The sequence below is a fragment of the Plantibacter auratus genome, from assembly GCF_050587365.1.
Classification (GTDB): domain Bacteria; phylum Actinomycetota; class Actinomycetes; order Actinomycetales; family Microbacteriaceae; genus Plantibacter; species Plantibacter auratus.
The window spans coordinates 684,704-709,309 of record NZ_JBOBFV010000001.1 but is presented as its reverse complement, the minus strand read 5'-3'; the positions used below and the strand labels follow the sequence as shown (position 1 = coordinate 709,309).

Sequence of the window (24,606 nt, the reverse complement as noted above, 5' to 3'; positions counted from 1 at the left end):
GCCGACCGGTCCCTCGACCGACGGCACGCCCGCTGGAGGTACCTGTGGAAGACGATGTCGCTCCCGGGCGATCGAGCGATCCGTCGCAACCCGAACCCGGCCGGTCCGGCAAGTCGGGTTCGCAGGAATTGCGGTCCCAGCTGAAGGACCGCCGCGCGAAGTTCGAGCGGCAGGTCGACGCCAAACGTGCCGACATCGAACGGCAGGTCCAGGCGACGAAGGCGCAGTTCGACGCGACGAACGAACGCATCGAGGCGCGGGTCGGCCGCAACCTCGTGAACGCCATCCTCATCGGGGTGGCCGCAGGCGGCATCATGCTCGTGAGCCTGATCATCTTCAAGGTGATCTTCGTCGTCCTGGCCTCGGCCGTGGTGGCCTTCGCCACGCTGGAGCTGCGGAAGGCCCTCGAGCAGACCGGGCGCCGGGTGCCGGCGATCCCGACCGTCATCTCGGCCGTCGCGATGCAGCCGGCGGCGTTCTTCCTCCACGACGTCTGGCGTTGGTCCGTCGTCCTGCTCGGCATCCTGCTCGTCATCGTCTGGCGCGTGGCCGAGCAGGCCATCGCTTCGAAGCGGACCGACCTTCCCACGCTCGTCCGCGACCTCGCGTCCGGGACGTTCATCCAGGTCTACGTCCCCTTCCTCGCCTCCTTCGCCGTGTTCCTCGTCGCCCAGCCCGAGGGCGAATGGTGGACGCTGGCGTTCCTGATCCTCGTCATCTGCGTCGACGTCGGTGCTTATGTGAGCGGCCTGTCGTTCGGCAAGCACAAGATGGCGCCGGTGATCAGCCCGAACAAGACCTGGGAGGGCTTCGCCGGAGCGGGGGTCGTCTCGGTCGTGGCCGGCGTGCTGCTCGCCATCCTCATGCTCGGTGTCCCGTGGTGGGTCGGTGTCCTGCTCGGTCTGCTGCTCCTCGGCAGTGCCACGGTCGGCGACCTCGCGGAGTCGCTCATCAAGCGCGACATCGGCGTGAAGGACATGAGCTCGTGGCTTCCCGGGCACGGGGGATTCCTCGACCGCCTGGACTCGATCCTGCCGTCGGCGGTCGTCGCCTACGTGGTCTACCTCCTGTTCGGCGGACTCGCGGGCTGAGTCCCGGCTCGGTCCGATTTCGCCCGATCAGCCCCTCATGGGGGAGAATGGTCCGGTGAGCACGATCTTCCCCACCGCAAAACGTTCGAAGCGTGGCTACGATCCGGCCGAGGTCGACGAGTTCCTCGACCGCGCTCGCGCCGCCTACGCACAGGACACCGACGCCGACGCCGATGCGGTCCTGAGCGCGGAGGACATCCGGCACGTGGCGTTCCGGCTCGTCCGGGGTGGCTACAGCACCGAGCACGTCGACGCGGCGCTCGAGCGACTCGAGGACGCCTTCTCGCTCCGCGAGCGGGAGCGGTCGGTCGAGGAGCGCGGCGCCAAGGAGTGGCTGCGCGACGCCCGCGGCACCGCGCAGGTCATCCTCAACCGGCTGACGAGGCCGGAGGGCCAGCGGTTCCAGCGGGTGAGCCTGCTCGCCCGCGGCTACAGCCGGAAGGACGTGGACGCCCTCGCGGATCGCCTCGTCGCCTACTTCCACGACGGCACACCGCTCAACGTCGACCGCGTCCGCACGGCCGTGTTCCGCAACGAATGGGCCGGTTACCGCGAGTCCCAGGTCGACGCACTGCTCGACAGCGTCGTGGACGTCATGCTGGCGGTTCGCTGAGCGTCGGCCGACCAGGTGGCCTGATCAGGCATTCTCGGCTACCATCGATGCATCGTGCCTCAAGACTCAACTGACGTGACCCCGTGGAAACCATCAGCCCAGCCGAACACCGGTAAGGCGGTTCAGCCCTACCGTCGGCCGCGCTCTCGCGGCAAGAAGGTCCTCGGGATCTTCGCGGCGACGGCTGCGTTCGGCTTCGTCGCCGTGACGATGGTCGACCCGACCTCAAGCGTCGTGGCGTCCTCCTATGCGGAGAAGCAGGCGCAGTTCGGTGGCAACGCCGCGCAGTCGGTCGTCGCAAGCTCGAACTACCAGTACACCTTCGCCCGCGACAGCTACGAGGTCGTCGCTCCGCCCCCGCCGCCTCCCGTGGCGACGCCCGCCGCGACCGGCGGCGGTTCCTCGTCTACGGGCAGCGCTCCCGCGGCAGGCACGCCCGACCCGGGTACGGCTCAGGCCATCGCCTACGACATGGTCATGGCCAACGGCTGGGGCGAGGGCGAGTACAGCTGTCTCGTCTCCCTGTGGAACCGCGAGTCGGGTTGGAACGTGTACGCCTACAACGCCAGCTCCGGCGCCACGGGCATCCCGCAGGCGCTTCCCGGCTCCAAGATGGCCTCGGCCGGAGCCGACTGGGCGACCAACCCCGCGACGCAGATCACCTGGGGTCTCGGATACATCACGAGTCGGTACAGCACGCCGTGCGGCGCGTGGGCCCACTCGGAGTCCAACGGCTGGTACTGACCGGAACCGCCTCCCGACACGGTCGTGGAGGCTGAGCCTAGACTTGACCCATGCCCCGACACCACCGCCACCGGCCGCGGCCCGGCGACGACGAGGGTAACGGTCTCGAACGGCTGATGGCGGGGTGGAAACGCACCGAGGACCATCGAGACGGATCCTGGTTCGTCCAGCCCGTCAGCGGTTCCAGTGCGCAGAAGACCTATGTGTGTCCTGGATGCGGACAGTCCATCCCGCCCGGCACCGCCCATGTGGTGACGTGGCGCGCTGACGGGGTCCTGGGCGACCAGGCCGACATCGCTGCCCGGCGGCACTGGCACTCGCACTGCTGGCGGATCCGGTGAACGCACGCACGCCGCGAAACGACCCGACCACATTGCCCCGGAGGACTGACTCATGACCGACACCATCGAGATCCGTGGTGGCGCCGAGCTCCCCGCCGTCCGCGAGGAGATCGAGCTGCACACGGCCGACGGCCTGACCCTGGTCGGCGAGCTCGCGGTGCCGGCCGACGGCGAGATCGTCGCGACCCTGGTGACGCTCCACCCGCTGCCGACCGCCGGCGGGTTCATGGACTCCCATGTGCTCCGGAAGGCCGCGGCGCGCTTGCCTGCGCTCGCGGGGATCGCCGTGCTCCGCTTCAACACCCGCGGCACCTCGTCTCCTCGAGGGACGAGCGACGGCGCGTTCGACGGCGGCGTCGGCGAGCGGGCCGATGTCGAGGCCGCGCTGGCGTTCGTAGCCGAGCGCGGGCTTCCGCATCCGTGGATCGTCGGATGGTCGTTCGGGACCGAGCTGGCCTTGAAATACGGGCGCGACCCGGCCGTCGACGGCGTGATCCTCCTCTCTCCGCCGCTGCACCGCACGACGGAGGAGGAGCTCCGGGCCTGGGCCGGCGACGACCGGCCGATGGTCGTCCTCGTACCCGAGTTCGACGACTATCTCCGACCAGCGGAAGCGGCGGAACGGTTCGGCGTCCTCTCCGGGGCCACCCTCGTCCCGGTGGACGGTGCCAAGCACCTGTGGGTGGGGGAGAGCCAGACCCGACGCGTGCTCACCGAGATCGTCGCTGCAGTGCGTCCCGAGGCGCTGCCGCTCCCGACCCACTGGCCGGCCCCCGGCCTCTCAGCGGCCGTCTAGCCGCCTCCCAGTCATTTCCGATAGCCTGAACCACCTGCGTCTCCTGCCGGCCCGACCCGCCGGATCCCGTCGGACGCAGGATCACCCGCGTCGCTCCGACGCCAGAGGAGAGTAATCCGTGCGTTTCGTTCTCGCCATCGCCGCGTTCGTCGTGGCAGCCGTCATGATCGTGACGGGAATCGCGCAACGGACCGTGTTCCTCTCGCCCGGCACCTTCAGCCTGTCCACGACGGTCGACAGCGGTGATCGGTTCATCGTCATCCCCGGGAGCGTGCTGCAGTCGCAGCCGGGAGCGCAGTCCATCGTGGCGGGCGCGGGCGGCGACACCCAGGTGTTCATGAGCTACGGGCGCTCCGACGACATCACGGCCTGGCTCGGCGACGAGCCCTACAGCCGCGTCGGCGTCAACAGTGCCGGCACCGCCCTGACGACCACCACCGTCACCGCCGAGGCGGACGCGACCGACGACGGGGCGACCCCGAGCCCGGAGCCGTCGGCGACGCCGGCCCCCGAGGCCACCGACGACACCACCACCTCCGAGCAGGGTCCGAACCCGCGGGGATCCGACCTCTGGCTCGGCGAGTACGACGAGGCGGGCGCAGTCATCGCGACGATGAACCTGCCGAAGGACATCGACGTGCTCATCGCAACCGACGGTACGGCCGCCGCTCCGGATTCCCTCCGCCTCTCCTGGCCACTCGACAACGCCACTCCGTGGGCCGGCCCGCTGATCGCCGGTGGCATCCTCGTGCTCCTCGCCGGCATCGTGCTCTACCTCTCGGGGATCCAGCGCATGCGTCGCTCGCGAGGCCCGCGTCGCAAGGGTCCGGGACAAGGACAGAAGGGCATCACGAAGATGTCGAGACAACCGAAGCCGCGCCGCCCCCGTGAACTCGGGGCCGGCAAGACGAAGCGCTCCCCGCTCCGCCGTTCCCTCGTCGTGGGCGTCCCGCTCGTCCTCATCGGCACGCTCGGTCTGAGCGGCTGCTCCCAGGACTACTGGCCGACCATCGGAGCGCCGTCACCGACGCCCACCGTCACCGCGACGGACCTGCCGGCCGACAGCCAGGACCAGGACTTCGCGGCGCCCGTCGTCACCGTGCCACAGGTCGAACGGATCGTGTCGCGGATCTCCACGGCGGCGTCCGAGGCCGATGCTGCGCTCGACGGCACCGCTGCGGCCGTCCGGTTCTCCGGGCCGGCGCTCGAGGAGCGCACCGCGAACTACGCCCTCCGCTCGAAGGTGGCCGACGCCGCCGGAGCGACCCCCATCCCCGCCTCGCCCGTCACGCTCACCCTGCCTCAGGCGACGGACGCCTGGCCACGGACGGTCATGACCGCGATCCAGGACAAGGCCGACGAGACGGTGTCGCCGACGGTCCTCGTGATGACCCAGCAGGACCCGCGGTCGAACTACCAGGTCGTCTACGCGGAGAAGCTCCTCGAGGGCGCCCGACTCGAGAACGTCGCGCCCGCGACCATCGGTGCCGCGAGCGTCCCGCCGGACTCGAAGCTGCTCGTCATGCCGCCGGAGGAGATCGCCGCGGCCTACGCCGACATCATCACGAACGGCGATGCGAGCACCTTCGCCGGCCTGTTCAACGCCGATGGCGACGTCTTCCGCACGCAGGTCGCCGCGGACCGCGCGACGAAGGCCGCGAACCTGCCGACGACGGCGAGCATCGCGTTCTCGGCGGCCGCCGGTACCGGCCCGAACGTCGCGCTGGCGACCAACGACTCCGGCGCGATCGTCGCCGTCAACGTGCAGGAGGGCGAGGTGGTCTCCGTCGTCACAGCCGGTGCTACCGTGAAACCTTCGGGTGCGGTCGCCGCGCTCTCCGGGATCACCGAGAGCGCGAAGGGGACACAGGCCACCTACGGCGACCAGCTCCTGTTCTACGTGCCAGCCGTCAACTCCGGAGAGAAGATCACCTTGCTCGGATTCACCCAGACCCTCATCGCCGCATCGGAGCTCCCGTGAGTGCCGCGGAGCCGAGCGCGGCACACCTGCGCGGCGCCGTCGACCTCTCCGGCCTCGCGCGTCGCCACCAGGCGCCGCCCGCCGGTGCGCCGACCCAGCCAGGCGCGCCTGCAGAAGCGCCCGGCGCGACGACCGACCAGACCGTCCAGGTCCCGTCCCTCGTCTTCGACGCGACGGACGACGGGTTCGGACAGGTCGTCGAGCTGTCCTCCGTGGTCCCCGTCGTCATCGACCTCTGGGCCGAATGGTGCGGGCCGTGCAAGCAGCTCTCGCCGGTACTCGAGCGCCTCGCCGCGGAATACGCCGGCCGCTTCGTCCTCGCCAAGGTGGACGTCGACGCGAACCCGCAGCTCTCCCAAGCCTTCCAAGCGCAGTCGATCCCGATGGTCGTCGCCGTCGTGGGCGGACGCCCGGTGCCGATGTTCAACGGCGCGATCCCGGAGTCGCAGGTGCGCGACGTGATCGAGCAGTTGCTGCAGCTGGCCGAGCAGAACGGGGTCTCCGGTCGGGCCGTCGTCGCCGATGGCGACGCTGCAGCCCCTGCCGAGCCCGTGGAAGAACCGCTGCCGCCCCTCCACGCCGAGGCGTACGAGGCCATCGAGCGCGCCGACTACCCGACGGCCATCGCCGCGTATGAGAAGGCCATCGCGCAGAACCCGAAGGACGACATGGCTGTGGCCGGCCTCGCCCAGGTCCGTCTGCTGCACCGCCTCACGGGGAAGACCCTCGATGAGATCCGCGGACGAGCGGCCGCCGCTCCCGACGATCTCGACGCCCAGCTGACCGTCGCCGACCTCGACCTCTCCGGAGGACACCTCGAGGACGCCTTCGACCGTCTGCTGACGCTGTTCCCCGACCTCGACCAGTCGGGCAAGGACACTGTCCGGACGCGCCTGCTCGAGCTGTTCCAGGTCGCCGGCGTCACCGATCCGCGCGTCATGAAGGCCAGGGCCCGGTTGACCGGCCTGCTCTACTGACCGACCGCTGCACGACGAAGGCCCGCCTCCCTCAGGAGGCGGGCCTTCGTCGTGCATCCGGGTGCCGCGGAAGCCTGGTCAGCCGACGTGCTTGAGCCAGATCATGCCGAGCGGAGGGAGCGTGAGCTCGGCGGAAGCCGGGCGTCCCGCCCACGGTGACGCCGACGCCTCGATCGATCCGTAGTTGCCCACGCCGGATCCGCCGTACTCCACGGCGTCGGTGTTGAGCAGTTCCTCCCACCGACCCGCGCGAGGCAGACCGACCCGGTACGGGCCGACGGGGGCGCCGGAGAAGTTGACGAGCGCGGCGATCACGTTGCCGTCGTCGTCCCAGCGCAGGAAGGAGAGCACGCTGTTCTGCGCGTCCCCGGCGTCGAGCCATTCGAAGCCGGCGGCGTCGTGGTCGAGGGCCCAGAGAGCCGGGTGCTCCGTGTACACGGCGTTGAGCCGGGACACGAGGCCGAGCAGTGCCCGGTGGCTCGGCTGGTCCAGGATCCACCAGTCCAGACCGCGTTCCTCCGACCATTCGGAGGGCTGACCGAACTCCTGGCCCATGAAGAGCAACTGCTTGCCGGGGTGGGCCCACATGAAGGCGAGGTAGGCCCGCATGTTCGCGAGTTGCTGCCAGTGGTCACCGGGCATCTTCGCGAGGAGGGACCCCTTGCCGTGGACGACCTCGTCGTGGCTGATCGGCAGGAGGAAGCTCTCGCTGAAGGCGTAGACCATCGAGAAGGTGATCTCGCCGTGGTGGTGCGACCGGTAGAGCGGGTCGTGCTCGATGTACTGGAGCGAATCGTGCATCCAGCCCATGTTCCACTTCAGGCCGAACCCGAGTCCGCCCTCGCTCGTCGGCGCGGTGACGCCGGGCCAACTCGTCGACTCCTCGGCGATCATCACGATGCCGGGGTTCCGTCGATAGGCCGTCGCGTTCGCCTCCTGGAGGAGACTGATCGCTTCGAGGTTCTCGCGCCCGCCGTGGACGTTCGGCAGCCACTCGCCGTCCTTCCGCGAGTAGTCGAGGTACAGCATCGAGGCGACGGCGTCGACCCGCAGGCCGTCGACGTGGAACTCCTCGAGCCAGTAGAGGGCGTTGGCCACCAGGAAGTTCTTGACCTGGGGCTGGCCGAAGTCGAAGACGAGGGTGCCCCAGTCCGGCTGTTCGCCACGTCGCGGGTCGGGGTGCTCGTAGAGGGGCTGACCGTCGAAGTTCGCGAGGGCCCACTCGTCCTTGGGGAAGTGGCCGGGCACCCAGTCCATGAGGACGCCGATCCCCGCGCCGTGGAGACGGTCGATCAGGTACTTGAGGTCGTCGCTCGAACCGAAGCGGCTGGTCGGCGCGTAGTAGCCGGTGACCTGGTAGCCCCAGGACCCGCCGAAGGGGTGCTCGGCGAGCGGCATGAACTCCACGTGCGTGTAGCCGAGCTCAGCGATGTACTCGATGAGCTGGTCCGCGAGGTCCCGGTAGCCGAGCCCGGGACGCCAGGAGCCGACGTGCAGCTCGTAGACGCTCATGGGTCCGTTGTGGGGATCGCTCGCGGCCCGCCGATCGAGCCACGCCTCGTCCGTCCAGCGGTAGTCGCTGACACCGGTCACGGATGCGGTGGCGGGGGAGCGTTCGGTGAACCGGGCCATCGGGTCGGACCGACGGACCCAGTCGCCGTGCTGGGTCAGGATCTCGAAGCGGTACAGCTCGCCGGCGCCGATGGTGGGGATGAACAGCTCCCAGACACCCGTCGCACCCATGTTGCGCATGGCGTGCGCCGTGCCGTCCCAGGAGTTGAGATCGCCGATGACCCGGACCGCACGTGCGTGAGGTGCCCAGACGGCGAACGCGGTGCCGGCGACCGACTCGGTGACCCCACGGAGCTCGGTGACGTGTGCGCCCAGGGCGTCCCAGAGCCGTTCGTGGCGACCCTCGCCGATGAGGTGCAGGTCGAGTTCGCCGATCGACGGCGCGAACCGGTACGGGTCGTCGGCGTTCCAGATCGATCCGTCGCTGTAGCGGGCGTCGAGCGTGTAGTCGATGATGCCGTCGACGTGGAAGCCCTGCCAGATGCCGGCGCGGACGTGCGCGAGCTCCACGCGCGCACCGTTGGCGAGCACCGCCGTCACCTGCTCGGCCAGCGGGCGTCTGGCGCGGACGACCACGAGGGGGTCGCTCACTCCGCCGAGGTCGACCAGGTGCTGGCCGAGGATCTCATGCGGATCGTGGTAGCGGCCCTCCGCGACGGCGTCGAGGATCCAGTCCTCGACGGAGGGGAGCGGGAGCTCCCGGGGCGCCGGTGCGGCGTCGACAGACATCGGTGCGGCTCGACGGCCGGAGCGCTTCGGTGCAGCGGCTCCGTCTGGGGTCACAGGGCTGGTCGTCATGGTCGGATCCTCACGCTCAGGATGTGCACGGGCTCGGTGAAGGCGTCGAGGCGCACGAAGTTGCTGTCGGACCAGATCCACTCGGCTCCCGTGACGAGGTCCGTGACGTCGAAGCTGCCGCCCGGGACGCCGCCGAACACGGTCTGGTCGAGGTGCACCATGGTCTGTCGGACCGAGTGCGGATCGAGGTTGGCGACGACGAGCAGGGTGTCGTGCTCACCGGTGCCGGTGAACCGCTGGTCGAGATGCTTGCTGAAGACGAGGATCTGGTCGTCGTCGCTCCAGTGGAAGCTGATGTTGCGCAACTGCCGGAGGGCGGGATGCGCACGCCGGATCTGGTTGAGCAGGGTGAGGTACGGCGACAGCGAGGTGCCGGCGGCTTCCGCAGCGGCCCAGTCCCGCGGACGATACTCGAACTTCTCGCTGTCGATGTTCTCCTCGGCACCGGGACGGGCGACGTTCTCGATGAGCTCGTACCCGGCGTAGACCCCCCACGTCGGCGCGGCGGTCGCAGCGATCGCCGCACGCACCTTGTACGCCGCCCGGCCACCGAACTGGAGGTACTCGGTGAGGATGTCGGGGGTGTTCACGAACAGGTTGGGCCGGAGGAAGTCCGCGGTCTCGGTCGCTGCCGCGCCGAGGAACTCCTCGAGCTCCTCCTTCGTGTTGCGCCACGTGAAGTAGGTGTAGCTCTGCTGGAACCCGACCTTCGCCAGACCCTGCAGCAGGGCCGGACGGGTGAAGGCCTCCGCGAGGAACAGGACGTCGGGGTCCGTCCGGTTGACGGTCGCGAGCAACCACTCCCAGAAGTCGAGCGGCTTGGTGTGCGGGTTGTCGACGCGGAAGATGCGCACGCCGAGCGAGATCCAGTGCCGGACGATGCGCAGCACCTCGGCCCGGATGCCCTCGGGGTCGTTGTCGAAGTTGACCGGGTAGATGTCCTGGTACTTCTTCGGCGGGTTCTCGGCGTACGCGATCGTGCCGTCGGGGAGGGTCGTGAACCACTCGGGGTGCTCGGTCACCCAGGGGTGGTCCGGCGACGCCTGGAGGGCGAGATCGAGGGCGACCTCCAGGCCGACCTTCTTCGCCTGGCGGACGAACGCGACGAAGTCCTTCTCCGTGCCGAGGTCGGGATGGATCGCGTCATGACCGCCCGCGGCACCACCGATCGCCCAGGGGGAGCCCGGGTCGTGCTCGCCGGGTGTGAGGGTGTTGTTCGGTCCCTTGCGGAACGTCACGCCGATGGGGTGGATGGGCGGCAGGTAGAGGACGTCGAAGCCCATCGCGGCGACGGCCGGCAACCGCCCGGCTGCGCTGCGGAAGGTGCCCGACGTCCAGGAGCCGTCCGGGTTCCGCTCGGCACCCTCCGACCGCGGGAAGAACTCGTACCAGGAACCGACGCCGGCCCGGGTGCGCTCGACGCGGACCACGCGCTCGTCGCTCGTGCTCGCGAGACCGGCGAACGGCCGGCGGTCGGCGATGGCCAGGAGTTCGAGGTCGTCGAGCACCGCGAACCGGGCTTCCGGCTCGGCGTCGGTGTCTCGGAGGAGCTTGGCGGCGGCGGTGAGGAAGCGGCGGTCCTTCGCCGGGCGGAGCTTGTCCGTCGCGGCGCGCTCGAGGAGTTCCGCGCCGATGAGGTACATGAGCTCGACGTCGACGCCGGCCTCGATCTTGACCCGGGCGTTGTGCTCCCAGGTCGAGAACTCGTCGGCGAAGGCGCGGACCTGGTATCGCCAGGTGCCCTCCGTCGCGAGTTGGACCTCGACCTCGAAGCGGTCCGTGCCCGGGGCGCCCGGAGCCATCCGATGCGCGACCGTCTTCCCGCGCGGATCGGTGAGCAGGAGCTCGACCCCGATGAGGTCGTGTCCTTCGCGGAACGCGGTCGCGCCGAACGGCACCACCTCGCCCGCGAACGCCTTGGCCGGCCAGCGGCCACCTTCGACCGAGGGGGTCGGATCCAGGATCGGGATGCGCCCGATGCTCGGGGACAGCGTGAGCGACACCGGTACGGCGTCGTCGACGGTGGAGGACTGCGGTACTGACTTCGGCATAGTGCGTTCCATCTCCTTCGGTGCCACTGGTCCGACCGTACCGCGAAACGACCACCGATGAAGGGGCGCGCGGGGTGTCGCGCGTCATGCTAGGGCCTCGGGCGCGGCCCTGTCCCGGGTGGGCGTCCGATGAGCGTACGAGTGCGTTCCGCGGTTGCCATAGAGTGAGCGCGTGAAGGCTATCCGCAGGTTTACCGTCCGCGCGCTCATCCCCGAGTCCCTGACCTCGCTCACCGCCCTCGCTGCGAACCTGCGGTGGTCGTGGCACGAGCCGACGCAGCGCCTGTTCGACGAGATCGCACCGGACGTCTGGCGCGAGTCCGACCACGATCCGATCAGCGGCCTCGGTCTCGTGACACCGGAGCGACTGGCGGAACTCGCCGCCGATGCGGACTTCGTCGGCCGGGCCGACGCCTTGCACGCCGACCTCCGCCGGTACCTGGAGGAGCCGCGGTGGTACCAGGGCCTCCCGGACCCGAAACCGCAGACGATCGCCTACTTCTCGCCCGAATTCGGAATCGCCGCGGCCCTGCCGCAGTACTCGGGCGGCCTCGGCATCCTCGCCGGCGACCACCTGAAGAGCGCGTCCGACCTGGGGGTGCCGCTCGTCGGCGTGGGCCTCCTCTACCGCTCCGGGTACTTCGCGCAGTCGATCACGAACGACGGCTGGCAGCAGGAGTCCTATCCCGTGCAGGACCCCGACGGACTCCCGGTCACGGTGCTCCGGGAACCGGACGGGACACCGGTCACCGTCACCCTGGCGCTCCCCGACGACCGGAGCCTGTCGGCACGGGTCTGGATCGCCGAGGTCGGTCGGGTGCCACTGCTGCTGCTCGACACGGACATCCCGGAGAACGTCGCCGACCTGCGCGGCGTGACGGACCGGTTGTACGGCGGCGGCGGCGAGCATCGCCTCCTGCAGGAACTCCTCCTCGGCATCGGCGGTGTCCGCGCGATCAAGCAGTGGAGCGAGCTCACGGACCATGCGCTGCCGCAGGTCTACCACTCCAACGAAGGCCACGCCGGTTTCCTTGGGCTCGAGCGGATCAGCGACCTCGTCGGGAACGGACTCTCCTTCGACGAGGCGCTGCAGCTCGTGCGGGGCGGGACCGTGTTCACGACACACACCCCCGTTCCGGCCGGGATCGACCGGTTCGACCGCGAGGTGATCACGCGCTACTTCAGCGGTGACCTGCTCCCGGGCGTCGCCGCACCGGACGTCCTCGCACTCGGCGACGAGACGGCGAACGGCGGCTCGGCCGACGTGTTCAACCTGGCGATCATGGGCCTGCGTCTGGCGCAGCGCGCGAACGGCGTCAGTCGGTTGCACGGCGAGGTGAGCCGGGCGATGTTCCGAGGGCTCTGGCCCGGCTTCGACGTCTCGGACGTGCCGATCACGTCGATCACGAACGGTGTCCACGCCCCGAGCTGGACGGATCCGTCGCTCGTCGACCTCGCCGTGGACCGGTGGGGGACGACCGACACGAGTCGGGCGGACTGGTCCGATCCCTCGCTCTCGGACGCCGAGCTCTGGTCGCGGAAGCACGGGATGCGGGAGCGCCTCGTCGCCGACGTGCGGCGCCGGATCGCCGACGGGTATCGGACCCAGAACCCGCAAGCGGTGCTCCCGTCCTGGATCGACGAACTGCTCGACCCCGAGGTGTTGACGATCGGGTTCGCCCGGCGTGTGCCGAGCTACAAGCGGCTCACCCTCATGCTGCGCGATCCCGACCGACTGCGCGCGATCCTGCTCCACCCCGAACGGCCCGTCCAGATCGTCGTCGCCGGCAAGGCACACCCGGCGGACGACGACGGCAAGCGGCTCATCCAGCGCCTCGTGCAGTTCGCCCAGGATCCCGAGCTCCGATCGCGCATCGTCTTCCTGCCGGACTACGGCATCGGGATGGCCAAGACGCTCTACCCCGGCTGTGACGTGTGGTTGAACAACCCGTTGCGTCCGCTCGAGGCCTGCGGGACGTCCGGCATGAAGGCCGCACTCAACGGAGCACTGAACCTGTCGATCCTCGACGGATGGTGGAACGAGTACGCGGACGGCGAGAACGGTTGGGTCATCCCGTCGGCGGACGGGGCGGCGGACGACGAGGAACGCGACGCCCTCGAGGCCACGGCGCTGTACGAGATCCTCGAGCACCAGCTGGTACCTCGGTTCTACGAGCGCGAGGACGACGGGCTGCCGCAGCGCTGGATGCAGATGGTGCGACACACGATCTCGACGCTGTCCGAACCGCTCAGCGCCGACCGCATGGTCCGCGAGTACACGGAGCGCATGTACCTCCCGGCGGCGGCGATGGAGCGCGAGCTGAACGCGTCCGATCAGCAGCGGGCGCGCGAGCTGGCAGCCTACAAGCAGCGGGTGCGCGAGGCCTGGCCGCAGCTGACGGTCGCCCATGTCGAGAGCGGCGGTGTCGACGCGGTCCCGCAGGTCGGTGACGTGCTGCGGCTGCGCGCCTACGTCCAGCTGGGGTCGCTGTCACCCGAGGACGTGACCGTCGAGGTGGTCTGCGGGGTACCCGGTGCCGGAGGTGAACTGCTCGACATCCGGACGCAGCCGCTCGAGCAGCAGCAGTCCCCGTCGACGAGTCGGCCGGAGCACACACTCGAGTACGCCGGGACGCTTCCCCTCGATCGGGCCGGCGGGTTCGGGTACACGGTGCGCATCGTGCCGAGACACGAGCTGCTCCTCACCCCCGCGGAACTCGGGCTCGTCGCCGTGGCGGACCAGTAGGGCGATCTCCTCCGACGCACCGGTGCGACCTTCGCACCGGTGCGTCGAGGGATCCGACTATCTGGCGATCCGCGTGACGACGGCGGCGACGGCCGTTCCGAGGTCGGACGGGGCGAGTTCGAGGTCGAACCCGCGCCGACCACCCGAGACCAACACCGTCTCGTGCTCGAAGGCGCTCTCGTCGAGCACCGTCGGGAGCGTGGTGCGCTGCCCGATCGGGCTGATGCCGCCGACCACGTAGCCCGTCTTCCGCTCGGCGACGGCAGGATCCGCCATCGTCGCCCGCTTCCCGTCGAGGGCCGCCGCGAGCGCCTTGAGGTCGAGTTGGTCGGCGACCGGGACGATCGCGACGACGAGCGACCCGTCCACCTCCGCCAGCAGGGTCTTGAACACCCTGGGCGGGTCGACGCCGAGCGCCGTGGCGGCTTCGAGACCGAAGGCCGTCACCGACGGGTCGTGTCGGTAGGCGCGCGGGGTGAAGGGGATGCCCAGCGAGGTCAACGTCACCGTCGCCGGCGTGCCACCACCCTCGGCCCTGCGCTTCGCCATCGTCAGACGGCTCGGAAGAGTTGCATCGACGTGGCGGAGACCGGGACCGTCTGGCCGGGGACGAACTGCTCCTCCTCGGACATCGGTGTGTCGTCCGCGGAGTTCCAGATGCGCACGAACGCGGTCACGCCCTCGTGCTCGGGCAAGGTGACCTCGACCGGCTGCTCGACGCCGTGCACGATGAGCAGCACGCGGTCGAGCTCCTCGGACTCCGGCGTGCTCGTCGAGAAGAACTGCAGTGTCCGGTTCCGCGGACTCGTCCAGTCGTCGGTGCTCATGGTCGCGCCCGAAGCGTCGAACCAGTCCATGACGCTCGCGCCGGGCACCGTCGTCCCGGCGGCGGCGAAGTGCTCCGGTCGGAGGGCGGGGTGTTCGCGCCGGAGTTCGAGGAGCCGACGGCTGTGCGCGAGCAACTGGTCCTGCCAGGGCTCCCTCGTCCATCCGACCCACGTCAGCTCGGAGTCGTGACAGTACGCGTTGTTGTTGCCGCGCTGACTCCGCCCGAACTCGTCGCCTGCCGTGAGCATCGGGACACCCGCCGACAGCAGGAGCGTGCCGAGCAAGTTCCGCATCGCCTTGCGACGAGCGGCGAGGATCGCGGGGTCGTCCGTCGGGCCCTCGGCACCGTGGTTGAAGGAGCGGTTGTTGTCCGTCCCGTCGCGGTTGGACTCGCCGTTCCCGACGTTGTGCTTGACGTCGTACGAGACGAGGTCGGCCAGGGTGAACCCGTCGTGGGCCGTGATGAAGTTGACGGAGGCCAGCGGACCGCGCTCAGCGGAGAAGGTGTTGCTCGATCCGGCCAGACGGGTCGCGAACCCACCGATCCCGACCGGGGCGTCCGCCCGTCTCGCGTAGTCGATGTCGGAGAGCCAGAAGTTGCGGACACGATCCCGGTACCGGTCGTTCCACTCGTGCCAACCGGCAGGGAAGTTCCCCGTCTGCCAGCCGCCCATCCCGACGTCCCAGGGCTCGGCGATCATCTTCGCGTCGACGAGCGACGGGTCGTGGACGATCGCCTCGAGCAGGGGGTGGTCGGGCGTGAACTCGACCGCCTCGTTCCGACCGAGCGTCGCAGCGAGGTCGAACCGGAAGCCGTCGATCTGCACCTCGTCCGCCCAGTACCGCAACGAGTCGAGTACGAGCTGCTGGGGGACCGGATGGCCGAAGTCCACGGTGTTGCCGCAGCCCGTCACGTCGATGTAGGCGCCGGTGGCGTCCTGACGGTAGTAGGTCGCGTTGTCGATGCCGCGGAAGCTCGTGCGGGGGCCGCCGGGCCCCTCTTCGGCGGTGTGGTTGTAGACGACGTCGAGGATGACCTCGAGGCCGGCCTCGTGCAGCAGCTTCACCATGCCCTTGAACTCGCGGAGGACCTCGTCCGCCCCACCCGCCTGAGCCGTCTTCGTCGCATAGGAGGCGTGTGGACTGAAGAAGTTCAGGGTGTTGTAGCCCCAGTAGTTGACGAGGCCCTGCTTGATGAGACGCTGCTCGGAGGTGAACGCGTGCACCGGAAGCAGTTCGACGCTCGTCACCCCGAGATCGTGCAGATGCGCGATCATCGCGGGGTGGGCGAGGCCCGCGTACGTGCCCCGCAGCTCCTCCGGCACGTCGGGGTGCAGCTTACTCAGTCCCTTGACGTGCGCCTCGTACACGACGGTCCGGTCGAGCGGGACACGGGGTTTCTGCACACCGCCCCAGTCGAACGCGTCGTCGACGACGACGGAACGCCACTGCTCGGCCGACACGCGGGCGAGCCCGCGGGCGTAGGGGTCGAGCAGCAGGAGGCTCGGGTCGAAGGCGTTGTTCGGCGAGGACGGCCCTGAGGCGCGGACCGCATAGCGTCGGCCGAGCACCAGCTCCTCGGAACTCCCACTCCAGACCCCGTCGTCGTCGCGGGTCATCTCGACCGAGTGGGTGATCCAGTTCAGATCCTTGTCGTCGAAGATCACGAGTTCGAGGGCATCCGCATGCTCGGACCACACACGGAGCTCACCACCGGACGGGCCGAGGCGGACGCCGAGATCATGGAAGGGGTCACCAGCGTTCATGGGTTCTACAGTAGTGAGTGCGGGAGTGCGCGAAGATCCGCGGACACCGCGGCGAGGGGAGGAGCGGCATGGTGGTGTACCTGGACCACGCCGCGACGACCCCGGTGCGATCCGAGGTGATCGAGGCCTACGCGTCCGCCATGGCGACCGTCGGCAACCCGGCCTCCATCCACGGCCCCGGGCAACAGGCCCGCCGCCTCCTCGAAGAGGCACGTGAGCGGGTCGCGGCGACCCTCGGGTGCGACCCCATCGAGCTCGTCTTCACCTCCGGCGGCACGGAGTCCATCAACCTCGCCCTGAAGGGTCTCTACTGGCACCGCCAGCAGGATCGACGCCGCGCCGCCGTGCTCGCACCCGCGGGGGAGCACCACGCCACGCTGGACACCGTCGAATGGCTCGAGCGCCACGAGGGTGCGTCCCCGCTCTGGATCCCGCTCGACGACCTCGGCCGGGTCTCACTCGACACGGCGGCGGAGCAGTTCGCCGACCACGGCCCGGACATCGCCGTGGCGACGGCGCTCTGGGCGAACAACGAGGTCGGCACCATCCAGCCCGTCGTCCGGCTGGCGGCGCTCGCCGCAGCGGCCGAGGTGCCGTTCCACCTGGACGCGGTCTCGGCCTACGGACACCTCCCCATCGACCTCGCCGACCTTCGCGCCGCATCCGGATCGGTCGGTGCCAGTGGTCTCGTCGCGCTCAGCGTCTCCGCGCACAAGATCGGTGGTCCCGTGGGGATCGGAGCCCTGGTCGTGAGCCGCGCAGCCGTGGTGGAGCCGTTGCAGCACGGTGGCGGACAGCAGCGCGGACTCCGCTCCGGCACGCAGGACGTCGCAGCAGCCGTCGGGTTCGCCGTCGCCGCGGAGCTCATGGCGCTCGAGCGGACCGCGGAGCAGGAGCGTCTCAGCGCCTTGCGCGACCGACTCGTGGCCGGCGTGCGGGCGACCGTTCCGGAAGCCGAGCTGACGGGCGATCCCAGCGAGCGACTCGCGTCGAACGCGAACTTCGTGTTCCCCGGCGCACAGGGAGACTCGATGCTCTTCCTCCTCGACCTCGCAGGGGTGGCGGTCTCGACGGGTTCCGCCTGCCAGGCCGGCGTCCCGGAACCGTCGCATGTCCTGCTCGCGATGGGACGCCCGGAGACGGAGGCCCGATCGGTCCTCCGGATCACGCTGGGTCGGACGACGACCGAGACGGACGTGGACGACTTCCTCCAGGCCCTGCCGCGCGCGTACGCACAGGCGAGTCGGGCCGGTTCCGCCGACCGCGACACGGCGCTGGGCGCTCGTCCCTGAGCAGCCGTCTCGTCACCGCTTGCGGGTGGCCGTCCAGCGGCTGGCGCGTAGACTTGCCCGGTGAAAGTTCTGGCAGCGATGAGTGGCGGAGTCGACTCCGCCGTGGCAGCGGCACGCGCCGTCGACGCAGGCCATGAGGTGGTCGGCGTCCACCTGGCGCTCAGCCGGATGCCGGGCACGCTCCGGACCGGCAGTCGCGGGTGCTGCACCATCGAGGACTCGATGGACGCCCAGCGTGCGGCGAACCTGATCGGCATCCCGTACTACGTGTGGGACTTCTCGGAGCGCTTCAAGCTCGACGTGGTGGACGACTTCATCGCCGAGTACCGCGCCGGCCGGACCCCGAACCCGTGCATGCGTTGCAACGAGAAGATCAAGTTCGCGGCGTTGCTCGAGAAGGCGCTCGACCTCGGGTTCGACGCGGTCGTGACCGGTCACTACGCCACGATCGTCACGAGCCCCGAGGGTGATCGTGAGCTGCACCGCGCGAGTGCCTGGGCCAAGGACCAGTCGTACGTCCTGGGCGTGCTCACCGCCGAACAGCTCGCGCACTCGATGTTCCCGCTCGGCGCGACACCGTCGAAAGCCGAGGTCCGAGCCGAGGCCGCGGAGCGCGGCTTCACGGTGGCGAACAAGCCCGACAGCCACGACATCTGCTTCATCCCCGACGGCGATACGAAGGGCTGGCTGGGGGAGCGGGTCGGCACCGAGACCGGCCAGGTCCTCGACCGAGACGGAGCCGTCGTCGGTTCGCACGAGGGTGCCCACGCCTTCACCGTCGGCCAGCGCAAGGGCCTGCACCTCGGCGTGCCCGCGCCGGATGGACGTCCGCGCTTCGTCCTCGAGGTGCGTCCGAAGGACAACACGGTCGTCGTCGGGCCGAAGGAGGCGCTCGCCATCGGCGAGATCGCCGGTTCGCGCTTCACCTGGGCGGGGAGGGCTCCGGAGGTCGGCGTCGCACCGATCCCGTGCGACGTCCAGATCCGCGCGCACGCCGACCCGGTCCCCGCCGCGCTGACGCTCGTGGCCGACGAGCTCGTCGTCCACCCGGAGACGCCACTCGACGGCGTCGCTCCCGGACAGACCGCCGTGCTGTACAGCGGGACGCGCGTCCTCGGGCAGTTCACGATCGACCGCACCGTCAGTGCGGTGCCCGTCGGAGCCGCCGCCTCCGCCTGAGGACCCCAGGAACGACGGAACGCCCGACGAGCCAGGCTCGTCGGGCGTTCTGCGTCGGTCGTCAGGATCGGGTCTGTGCGCCCGCCTTGGACTTCTTGGGCTTCTTGACGAAGAGGGTCTCCGCCTCCTCGAGCGTCAGGCCGTTCGTCTCGGGGATCTTCGCGAGGACGAAGACGAACGAGAGGAGCGCGAACAGCGCGTACATGCCGTAGGTCACCGGCAGGGAGAACGCGGCGAGGGCCGGGAAGCTGACCGTGATGAGGAAGTTCGCGATCCACTGCCCCATCGCCGCGACACCGAGCGCCTTCGCGCGCAGGCGGTTCGGGAAGATCTCGCCGAGGAGCACCCAGACGAGCGGTCCCCACGACGCGCCGAACGCGACGACGAACACGTTGGCGGCCACGAGGGCGATCGTGCCCCAGGGCTGGGGCAGCGAGACCTCGCCGGCGCTGTCGGTGACCGACTGCGTGAACGCGATCGCCATCGCGCCGAGCGAGACCGTCATACCGATGGAACCCGCGAGGAGGATCGGCCGTCGACCGATGCGGTCCACGAGCAGGATGGCGACGACGGTGACCGCGACGTTCGTCACCGAGGTGATGACCGAGATGAGGAGCGAGTCGGACTCCTGGAACCCGACGGCCTTCCACAGCGTCGTCGAGTAGTAGAAGATCACGTTGATGCCGACGAACTGCTGGAAGATCGACAGGATGATGCCGATCCAGACGATCGGCAGGAGCCCGAAGCGTCCGCCCCAGAGGGTCGCCTTCTTCTGCTGCTCATCGTCCTTCACCGCCTGCTCGGCGAGCTTGACGGCGCGATCCACCTCCTCCTGCGGCCAGACGGTCGCGAAGATCCGACGGGCCTCGTCCGACTTGCCCTTGCGGACGAGGAACCGGGGCGACTCGGGGAGCCGCATCGCGAGCACGCCGTAGACCACGGCCGGGAGCGCGCAGGCGATGAACATCCAGCGCCAGGCCTCGACGCCGAACCACAGCGGGTTCGAGGCGCCGCCGGCGGCGCCCGCCAGGACGGAGTCGGACAGGAGCGCGGCGAAGATGCCGAGCGTGATGGCGAGCTGCTGCAGCGAGGCGAGACGGCCGCGGATGGCGCTCGGCGCGATCTCGGCGATGTACGCCGGAGCCACGACCGAGGCGATGCCGATACCGAGCCCGCCGACGATGCGCCAGATGACGAGGTCCCAGGGGGAGAAGGCGAAGCCGGCTCCGAAGGAGGAGATGAAGAACAGGCCTGCACCGAGCAGCATCGTGAAGATGCGGCCGCGGCTGTCGGCAATCCGGCCCGCGAGGTAGGCGCCGAGCGCGCAACCGAGCAGCGCTGACGCGACCGCGAAGCCGATGAGCGCCTCACTGAGCGCGAAGTGGTCCTGCATCGCGTCGACCGCGCCGTTCACCACGGAGGAGTCGAACCCGAAGAGGAAGCCACCGACCGCGGCCGAGACGGAGATGCCGATGACGCGCGCGGTCAGCTGCTTGCTGGTAGGAGCCGCCCCCGTTCCCGGACTGCTGGACTGGGACATGGTTCCTCCGATTCCGCGCGCATGGTTCCTGCGGCACTGCGACACCCTACTCCTCGATGAGACCCGCCCCGACCCGGTTGCGCACATCTGGGAGGACGTGCCGGGTGTCAAGCGCCCGCCGGTGTCGGACGCCGCTCGTAGACTGGACGCCGTGGCGAACAGCACCGGACAGACCCTCCAGCAGGCATCGACCGAGGCCGAGGAACTCACCTCGCGCATCCTCGAGCTCCGCGACGCGTACTACGAGCGCGACGAGTCGCTCGCCTCCGACGAGGAGTATGACGCGATGCTCCGGCGTCTCGAGGAACTCGAGCGTCTGTTCCCCGAGCTGCAGAGCCAGGACAGCCCCACCCAGACCGTCGGCGGACGTGCCGAGACCACGCTGTTCGCCCCGGTCACGCACCTCGAGCGCATGCTCAGCCTCGACAACGTCTTCTCGATCGAGGAGTTCCTCGCCTGGGCCGCCAAGGTCGAGCGCGACGCCGGAGGGTCCGTCCAGTACCTCTGCGAACTGAAGATCGACGGCCTCGCCATCAACCTCCGGTACGAGCGCGGCCGCCTCGTGAGCGCGGCCACGCGTGGCGACGGCGTCGTCGGCGAGGACGTCACGGAGAACGTGCGGTACATCCGTTCCATCCCCGAGCGCCTGACGTCGTCCGACCCCGAGGTCGAGTTCCCTGAGGTCGTCGAGGTCCGGGGCGAGATCTTCTTCCCGGTCGAGGCCTTCCGCGAACTGAACGCCAACCAGGCGGCCGCCGGTGAACGGGTCTTCGCCAACCCGCGCAACGCGGCGAGCGGTTCCCTGCGCCAGAAGGCGGAGAGCAAGAACCCGGCCCAGCTCGCACTCATGCACGACCGGCTCGGCCGACTGCAGATGCTCGTCCACGGCATCGGCGCGTGGGAACAGCCGCCCGTCGCCCGGCAGTCGCAGGTCTACGAGTTGCTGCACAGCTGGGGGCTCCCGACCTCCTCGCACTACCGGGTCCACGACGAGGCGACCGGCGCGGCGGACTTCATCGAGTACTTCGGCGCCCACCGCGACAGCGTCGAGCACGAGATCGACGGCGTCGTCGTCAAGGTCGACGATCTCGCGCTCCACGGCGAGCTCGGCGCGACGAGTCGTGCTCCGCGATGGGCCATCGCCTACAAGTACCCGCCCGAGCAGGTGAACACGAAGCTCCTCGACATCGTCGTGAGCGTCGGGCGCACCGGCCGCGCTACCCCGTTCGCCGTCATGGAGAAGGTGCTCGTCGCCGGCAGCGAGGTGCGTCAGGCGACCCTGCACAACCAGGACGTCGTGAAGGCGAAGGGCGTGCTCATCGGCGACACCGTCGTCCTCCGGAAGGCCGGCGACGTCATCCCCGAGGTCCTCGGCCCGGTCGTCGAGCTCCGCGACGGTTCGGAGCGCGAGTTCGTCATGCCCGAGCACTGCCCCGAGTGCGGTACCACCCTCGCCCCCGCGAAGGAGGGCGACATCGACCTGCGCTGCCCGAACGCGCGGAGCTGCCCGGCGCAGGTGCGCGGACGCGTCGAGCACATCGGCTCCCGTGGCGCGCTCGACGTCGAGGCGCTCGGCGAGGTGGCGGCAGCGGCGCTCACCCAGCCGGTGGAGCCCGCGGAACCACCGCTGACGACCGAGGCCGGACTCTTCTCGCTCACGATTGCCGACATCTTCCCGGTCACCGTGATCGTCCGCGACAACGAGACCGGGCTGCCCAAGCTCAATGAGGACGGATCCGAGAAGCGCGTCACGCCCTTCCGCCGCCGACGCGCCAAGAAGGACGGCGTGCACGACCCGGCCGCGGACGAGTTCGACGGCGACGAGTCCTCGGTGCCGTCCAAGAACGCGATCGAACTCCTCGCCAACCTCGACGGCGCGAAGACCCGCCCGCTCGCGCGGTTGCTCGTGGCACTGAACATCCGCCACGTCGGCCCGGTGGCCGCCCGGTCACTCGCGGAGTACTTCGGCTCGCTCGACGCCATCCATGCGGCCACCCGCGACGAGCTCGCGGAGGTCGACGGCGTCGGCGGGATCATCGCCGACGCCCTCATCGCCTGGTTCGAGGTCGACTGGCATCGCGAGATCGTCGAGGAGTGGACTGCGGCGGGCGTGCAGTGGGCGACACCCGGACACCCGGGGCCGGGCGCGGCGGTCGCGGCCGGTGGTGTGCTGTCCGGTGTCACCGTCGTCGCCACCGGTTCGCTCGACGGCTTCACCCGGGAGGGCGCGCTGGAAGCGATCGTGCAGGCGGGCGGGAAGGCTGCGTCGAGCGTCTCGAAGAAGACCGACTTCGTCGCCGCCGGCCCGGGTGCCGGGTCGAAGCTCGCGAAGGCCGAGGCACTCGGTCTGCGGATCATCGACGCCGAGCAGTTCGCCCTGCTCGTCTCCGAGGGTCCGGCGGCGCTCGGCGAGCCGGAGGCCCCGGCCGCGGATGAGGCCGAGGGTGCGGCGTCCGCCGACGAGGTGCCGACGGACTGACCTCAGTCCTGGTCGGCCTGCAGCAGCTCGTCGCGGACCTGGCGCCGCAGCACCTTGCCGATGAGCGACTTGGGGAGTTCGTCGACGACGACGACCCGCTTCGGCACCTTGTACGGGGTGAGGATCTCCCGCGCCCAGGCTCGGAGGGCATCCGGATCCACGGTGGCACCGGGAGCCGCGACGACGGCCGCGACGACCTGCTCGCCGGAGTGGGGATCGGGGAGCCCGACGACGGCGGCGTCAGCGACCGACGCGTGCCCGCGGAGCACCTGCTCGACTTCGCTCGGCGACACGTTGAACCCGCCGGTGATGATGAGCTCCTTGATCCGGTCGACGACGGTCATGAACCCCTCCTCGTCGATGGACACGATGTCGCCGGTGCGGAACCAGCCTCCTGGGAGCAGGACGGCGGCGGTCTCCTCGGGCTTGTTGTAGTAGCCGTGGAAGACCTGCGGGCCGCGGACGAGCAACTCGCCCGCCTCGCCGGCCGGACGATCGGTCTCCGGGTCGTCGGGATCCACGACGCGCACCTCGGTGCTCGGCAGCGGGAGGCCGATGGTCCCGGGCTTCCGTGCGGTCGAGACCGGGTTCGCGGAGATGACCGGTGAGCACTCGGAGAGCCCGTAGCCCTCGACGAGGAAGCCGCCGGACGCGGCTTCGAACGGGACGACGAGGTCGTGCGGCAGCGGCATCGCGCCCGAGATGGCGATCTCGGTGCCCTGCAGCGACACGCCCTGCTCGGTCGCCGCGGTCAGGAGTCGGTCGGCGATGGGCGGGACGGCGGGCAGGAAGGTCGGCGGTCGCTTCTTCATGACCTTGAGGACGAGTGCCGGGTCGAACTTCGGGAAGAGGACGAGGCGCGAGCCCATGCTCATGGCGAAGGTCAGGCAGAGCGTCAGGCCGTAGGCGTGGAACATCGGGAGCACCGCGTAGACGACGGCCTCCCCGCGCTTCACCGTGGGCACCCAGGCACGGGACTGCGCCGCGTTCGCGAGCAGGTTGCCGTGGGTGAGTGCAGCACCCTTGGGCGAGCCCGTCGTTCCGCTCGTGTACTGGATGAGTGCGAGGGCGTCGGTCGCGGGCTTCGGGTGGCTCGCCGGCAGCGGCCCCGAGGTCAGGAGCTGCTCCCACCGCACGGTGCCCGAGACCGGCGCGGTGAGCTGAGCCCGTGAGGCTCTCGCCTTCGGGATGGGCAGACGGAGAGCGGCGCGCATGTGGAGCGGCATCGCCCGGGTCACGTCGATCGTCACGAGCGAGTGCACCGCCAGGTCGGCCGGGAAGTCCTGCAGGTGCTCGGCGACCTTGTCCCAGACGATCGCGAACGTCGCGCGGTGGTCCTCGAACTGGTGGCGGAGTTCTTGGGGGGTGTAGAGCGGGTTGTGCTCGATGACGACGGCGCCCAGCCTGAGGACCGCGTAGAACGCGACGATGTGCTGCGGGCAGTTCGGGAGCATGAGGGCGACGGGGTCTCCCGCCCGGACACCGAGTGCGCGCAGGCCGGCGGCGGCACGGGCGATGAGCGCCTCGAGCTCCGTGTAGGTGGTGGTCGACCCGAAGAACTCCAGCGCGACGGCGTCCGGGTAGCTCGCGGCGGAGGCTTCGACGAGATCGCCGAGGCTGCCGGTCTGCTCGGGGATGTCGTCCGGCACGTCGGCGGCGTAGCTCGCGAGCCAGGGACGCTCGTGCGGGGGATGGGGACGGCTGCTCGAGTCGTTCTGGGTCACCGTCCCACTGTAGGGGCGGAGCCCGACGGACGACCACGTCCCTGGCGAATAGACTGGAGCGACCGCCACCGCTACACGTACGGGAGAC

Annotated in this window: 17 protein-coding genes; 11 read left to right on the top strand and 6 right to left on the bottom strand. The window is 69.9% G+C overall.

Going from position 1 to position 24,606, the window contains the following annotated elements:
- Window positions 1-44: 44 nt before the first annotated feature.
- From ACQ3HE_RS03260 to ACQ3HE_RS03230, 7 genes are all read left to right on the top strand, one after another.
- Complete coding sequence (locus ACQ3HE_RS03260) at window positions 45-1,091, top strand: phosphatidate cytidylyltransferase (protein WP_430891314.1); 1,047 nt, start codon at window positions 45-47, stop codon at window positions 1,089-1,091.
- Between the two features lie 55 nt (window positions 1,092-1,146).
- Window positions 1,147-1,704: a DivIVA domain-containing protein gene (locus tag ACQ3HE_RS03255; protein ID WP_430891312.1), complete on the top strand. Its 558-nt coding sequence runs from the start codon at window positions 1,147-1,149 to the stop codon at window positions 1,702-1,704.
- Between the two features lie 75 nt (window positions 1,705-1,779).
- Window positions 1,780-2,448 (top strand): aggregation-promoting factor C-terminal-like domain-containing protein, encoded by a 669-nt coding sequence (locus ACQ3HE_RS03250; protein WP_079705666.1) that lies wholly within the window; start codon window positions 1,780-1,782, stop codon window positions 2,446-2,448.
- A gap of 50 nt (window positions 2,449-2,498) precedes the next feature.
- Window positions 2,499-2,789 (top strand): hypothetical protein, encoded by a 291-nt coding sequence (locus tag ACQ3HE_RS03245; protein WP_071260877.1) that lies wholly within the window; start codon window positions 2,499-2,501, stop codon window positions 2,787-2,789.
- A gap of 52 nt (window positions 2,790-2,841) precedes the next feature.
- Window positions 2,842-3,585: an alpha/beta hydrolase gene (locus ACQ3HE_RS03240; RefSeq protein WP_430891310.1), complete on the top strand. Its 744-nt coding sequence runs from the start codon at window positions 2,842-2,844 to the stop codon at window positions 3,583-3,585.
- Window positions 3,586-3,703: 118 nt separating this feature from the next.
- Complete coding sequence (locus ACQ3HE_RS03235) at window positions 3,704-5,566, top strand: DUF8094 domain-containing protein (protein WP_411558210.1); 1,863 nt, start codon at window positions 3,704-3,706, stop codon at window positions 5,564-5,566.
- Window positions 5,563-6,543: a tetratricopeptide repeat protein gene (locus tag ACQ3HE_RS03230; RefSeq protein WP_430891308.1), complete on the top strand. Its 981-nt coding sequence runs from the start codon at window positions 5,563-5,565 to the stop codon at window positions 6,541-6,543. The genes ACQ3HE_RS03235 and ACQ3HE_RS03230 overlap by 4 nt, the downstream gene beginning before the upstream one ends.
- A 78-nt stretch (window positions 6,544-6,621) precedes the next feature.
- Here ACQ3HE_RS03230 and glgB read toward each other — a convergent pair whose 3' ends face one another.
- A complete protein-coding gene (gene glgB / locus ACQ3HE_RS03225; protein ID WP_430891911.1) occupies window positions 6,622-8,844 on the bottom strand; it encodes a 1,4-alpha-glucan branching protein GlgB in 2,223 nt (740 codons plus the stop codon).
- A gap of 65 nt (window positions 8,845-8,909) precedes the next feature.
- A complete protein-coding gene (locus ACQ3HE_RS03220; protein WP_430891306.1) occupies window positions 8,910-10,964 on the bottom strand; it encodes an alpha-1,4-glucan--maltose-1-phosphate maltosyltransferase in 2,055 nt (684 codons plus the stop codon).
- Between the two features lie 172 nt (window positions 10,965-11,136).
- Here ACQ3HE_RS03220 and glgP point away from each other — a divergent pair, with 172 nt between their 5' ends.
- A complete protein-coding gene (gene glgP, locus ACQ3HE_RS03215) occupies window positions 11,137-13,710 on the top strand; it encodes an alpha-glucan family phosphorylase (protein WP_430891305.1) in 2,574 nt (857 codons plus the stop codon).
- A gap of 57 nt (window positions 13,711-13,767) precedes the next feature.
- Here the strand turns inward: glgP and ybaK are convergent, their stop codons facing one another.
- Window positions 13,768-14,259 carry a Cys-tRNA(Pro) deacylase gene (gene ybaK, locus ACQ3HE_RS03210; protein ID WP_430891303.1) on the bottom strand — a complete coding sequence of 164 codons (492 nt, stop codon included), beginning with the start codon at window positions 14,257-14,259 and terminating at the stop codon, window positions 13,768-13,770.
- Window positions 14,260-14,261: 2 nt separating this feature from the next.
- Entirely contained in the window at window positions 14,262-16,304 is a 2,043-nt protein-coding gene (gene glgX, locus ACQ3HE_RS03205) for a glycogen debranching protein GlgX (RefSeq protein WP_430891301.1), read from the bottom strand.
- A 68-nt stretch (window positions 16,305-16,372) separates the two neighbouring features.
- On the opposite strand from glgX, the gene ACQ3HE_RS03200 reads away from it, so the two are divergent.
- Window positions 16,373-17,596 carry a cysteine desulfurase family protein gene (locus ACQ3HE_RS03200; protein WP_430891299.1) on the top strand — a complete coding sequence of 408 codons (1,224 nt, stop codon included), beginning with the start codon at window positions 16,373-16,375 and terminating at the stop codon, window positions 17,594-17,596.
- 60 nt (window positions 17,597-17,656) lie between these two features.
- A complete protein-coding gene (gene mnmA / locus ACQ3HE_RS03195; RefSeq protein WP_430891297.1) occupies window positions 17,657-18,775 on the top strand; it encodes a tRNA 2-thiouridine(34) synthase MnmA in 1,119 nt (372 codons plus the stop codon).
- A gap of 61 nt (window positions 18,776-18,836) precedes the next feature.
- Here the strand turns inward: mnmA and ACQ3HE_RS03190 are convergent, their stop codons facing one another.
- On the bottom strand, window positions 18,837-20,315 hold the full coding sequence (locus ACQ3HE_RS03190; RefSeq protein ID WP_430891295.1) for a sugar porter family MFS transporter: 1,479 nt from the start codon (window positions 20,313-20,315) through the stop codon (window positions 18,837-18,839).
- 151 nt (window positions 20,316-20,466) lie between these two features.
- On the opposite strand from ACQ3HE_RS03190, the gene ligA reads away from it, so the two are divergent.
- Complete coding sequence (gene ligA, locus ACQ3HE_RS03185; RefSeq protein WP_430891293.1) at window positions 20,467-22,794, top strand: NAD-dependent DNA ligase LigA; 2,328 nt, start codon at window positions 20,467-20,469, stop codon at window positions 22,792-22,794.
- A gap of 2 nt (window positions 22,795-22,796) precedes the next feature.
- On the opposite strand, the gene ACQ3HE_RS03180 is transcribed toward ligA, so the two are convergent.
- On the bottom strand, window positions 22,797-24,518 hold the full coding sequence (locus ACQ3HE_RS03180) for a long-chain-fatty-acid--CoA ligase (RefSeq protein ID WP_430891291.1): 1,722 nt from the start codon (window positions 24,516-24,518) through the stop codon (window positions 22,797-22,799).
- Window positions 24,519-24,606: the final 88 nt, after the last annotated feature.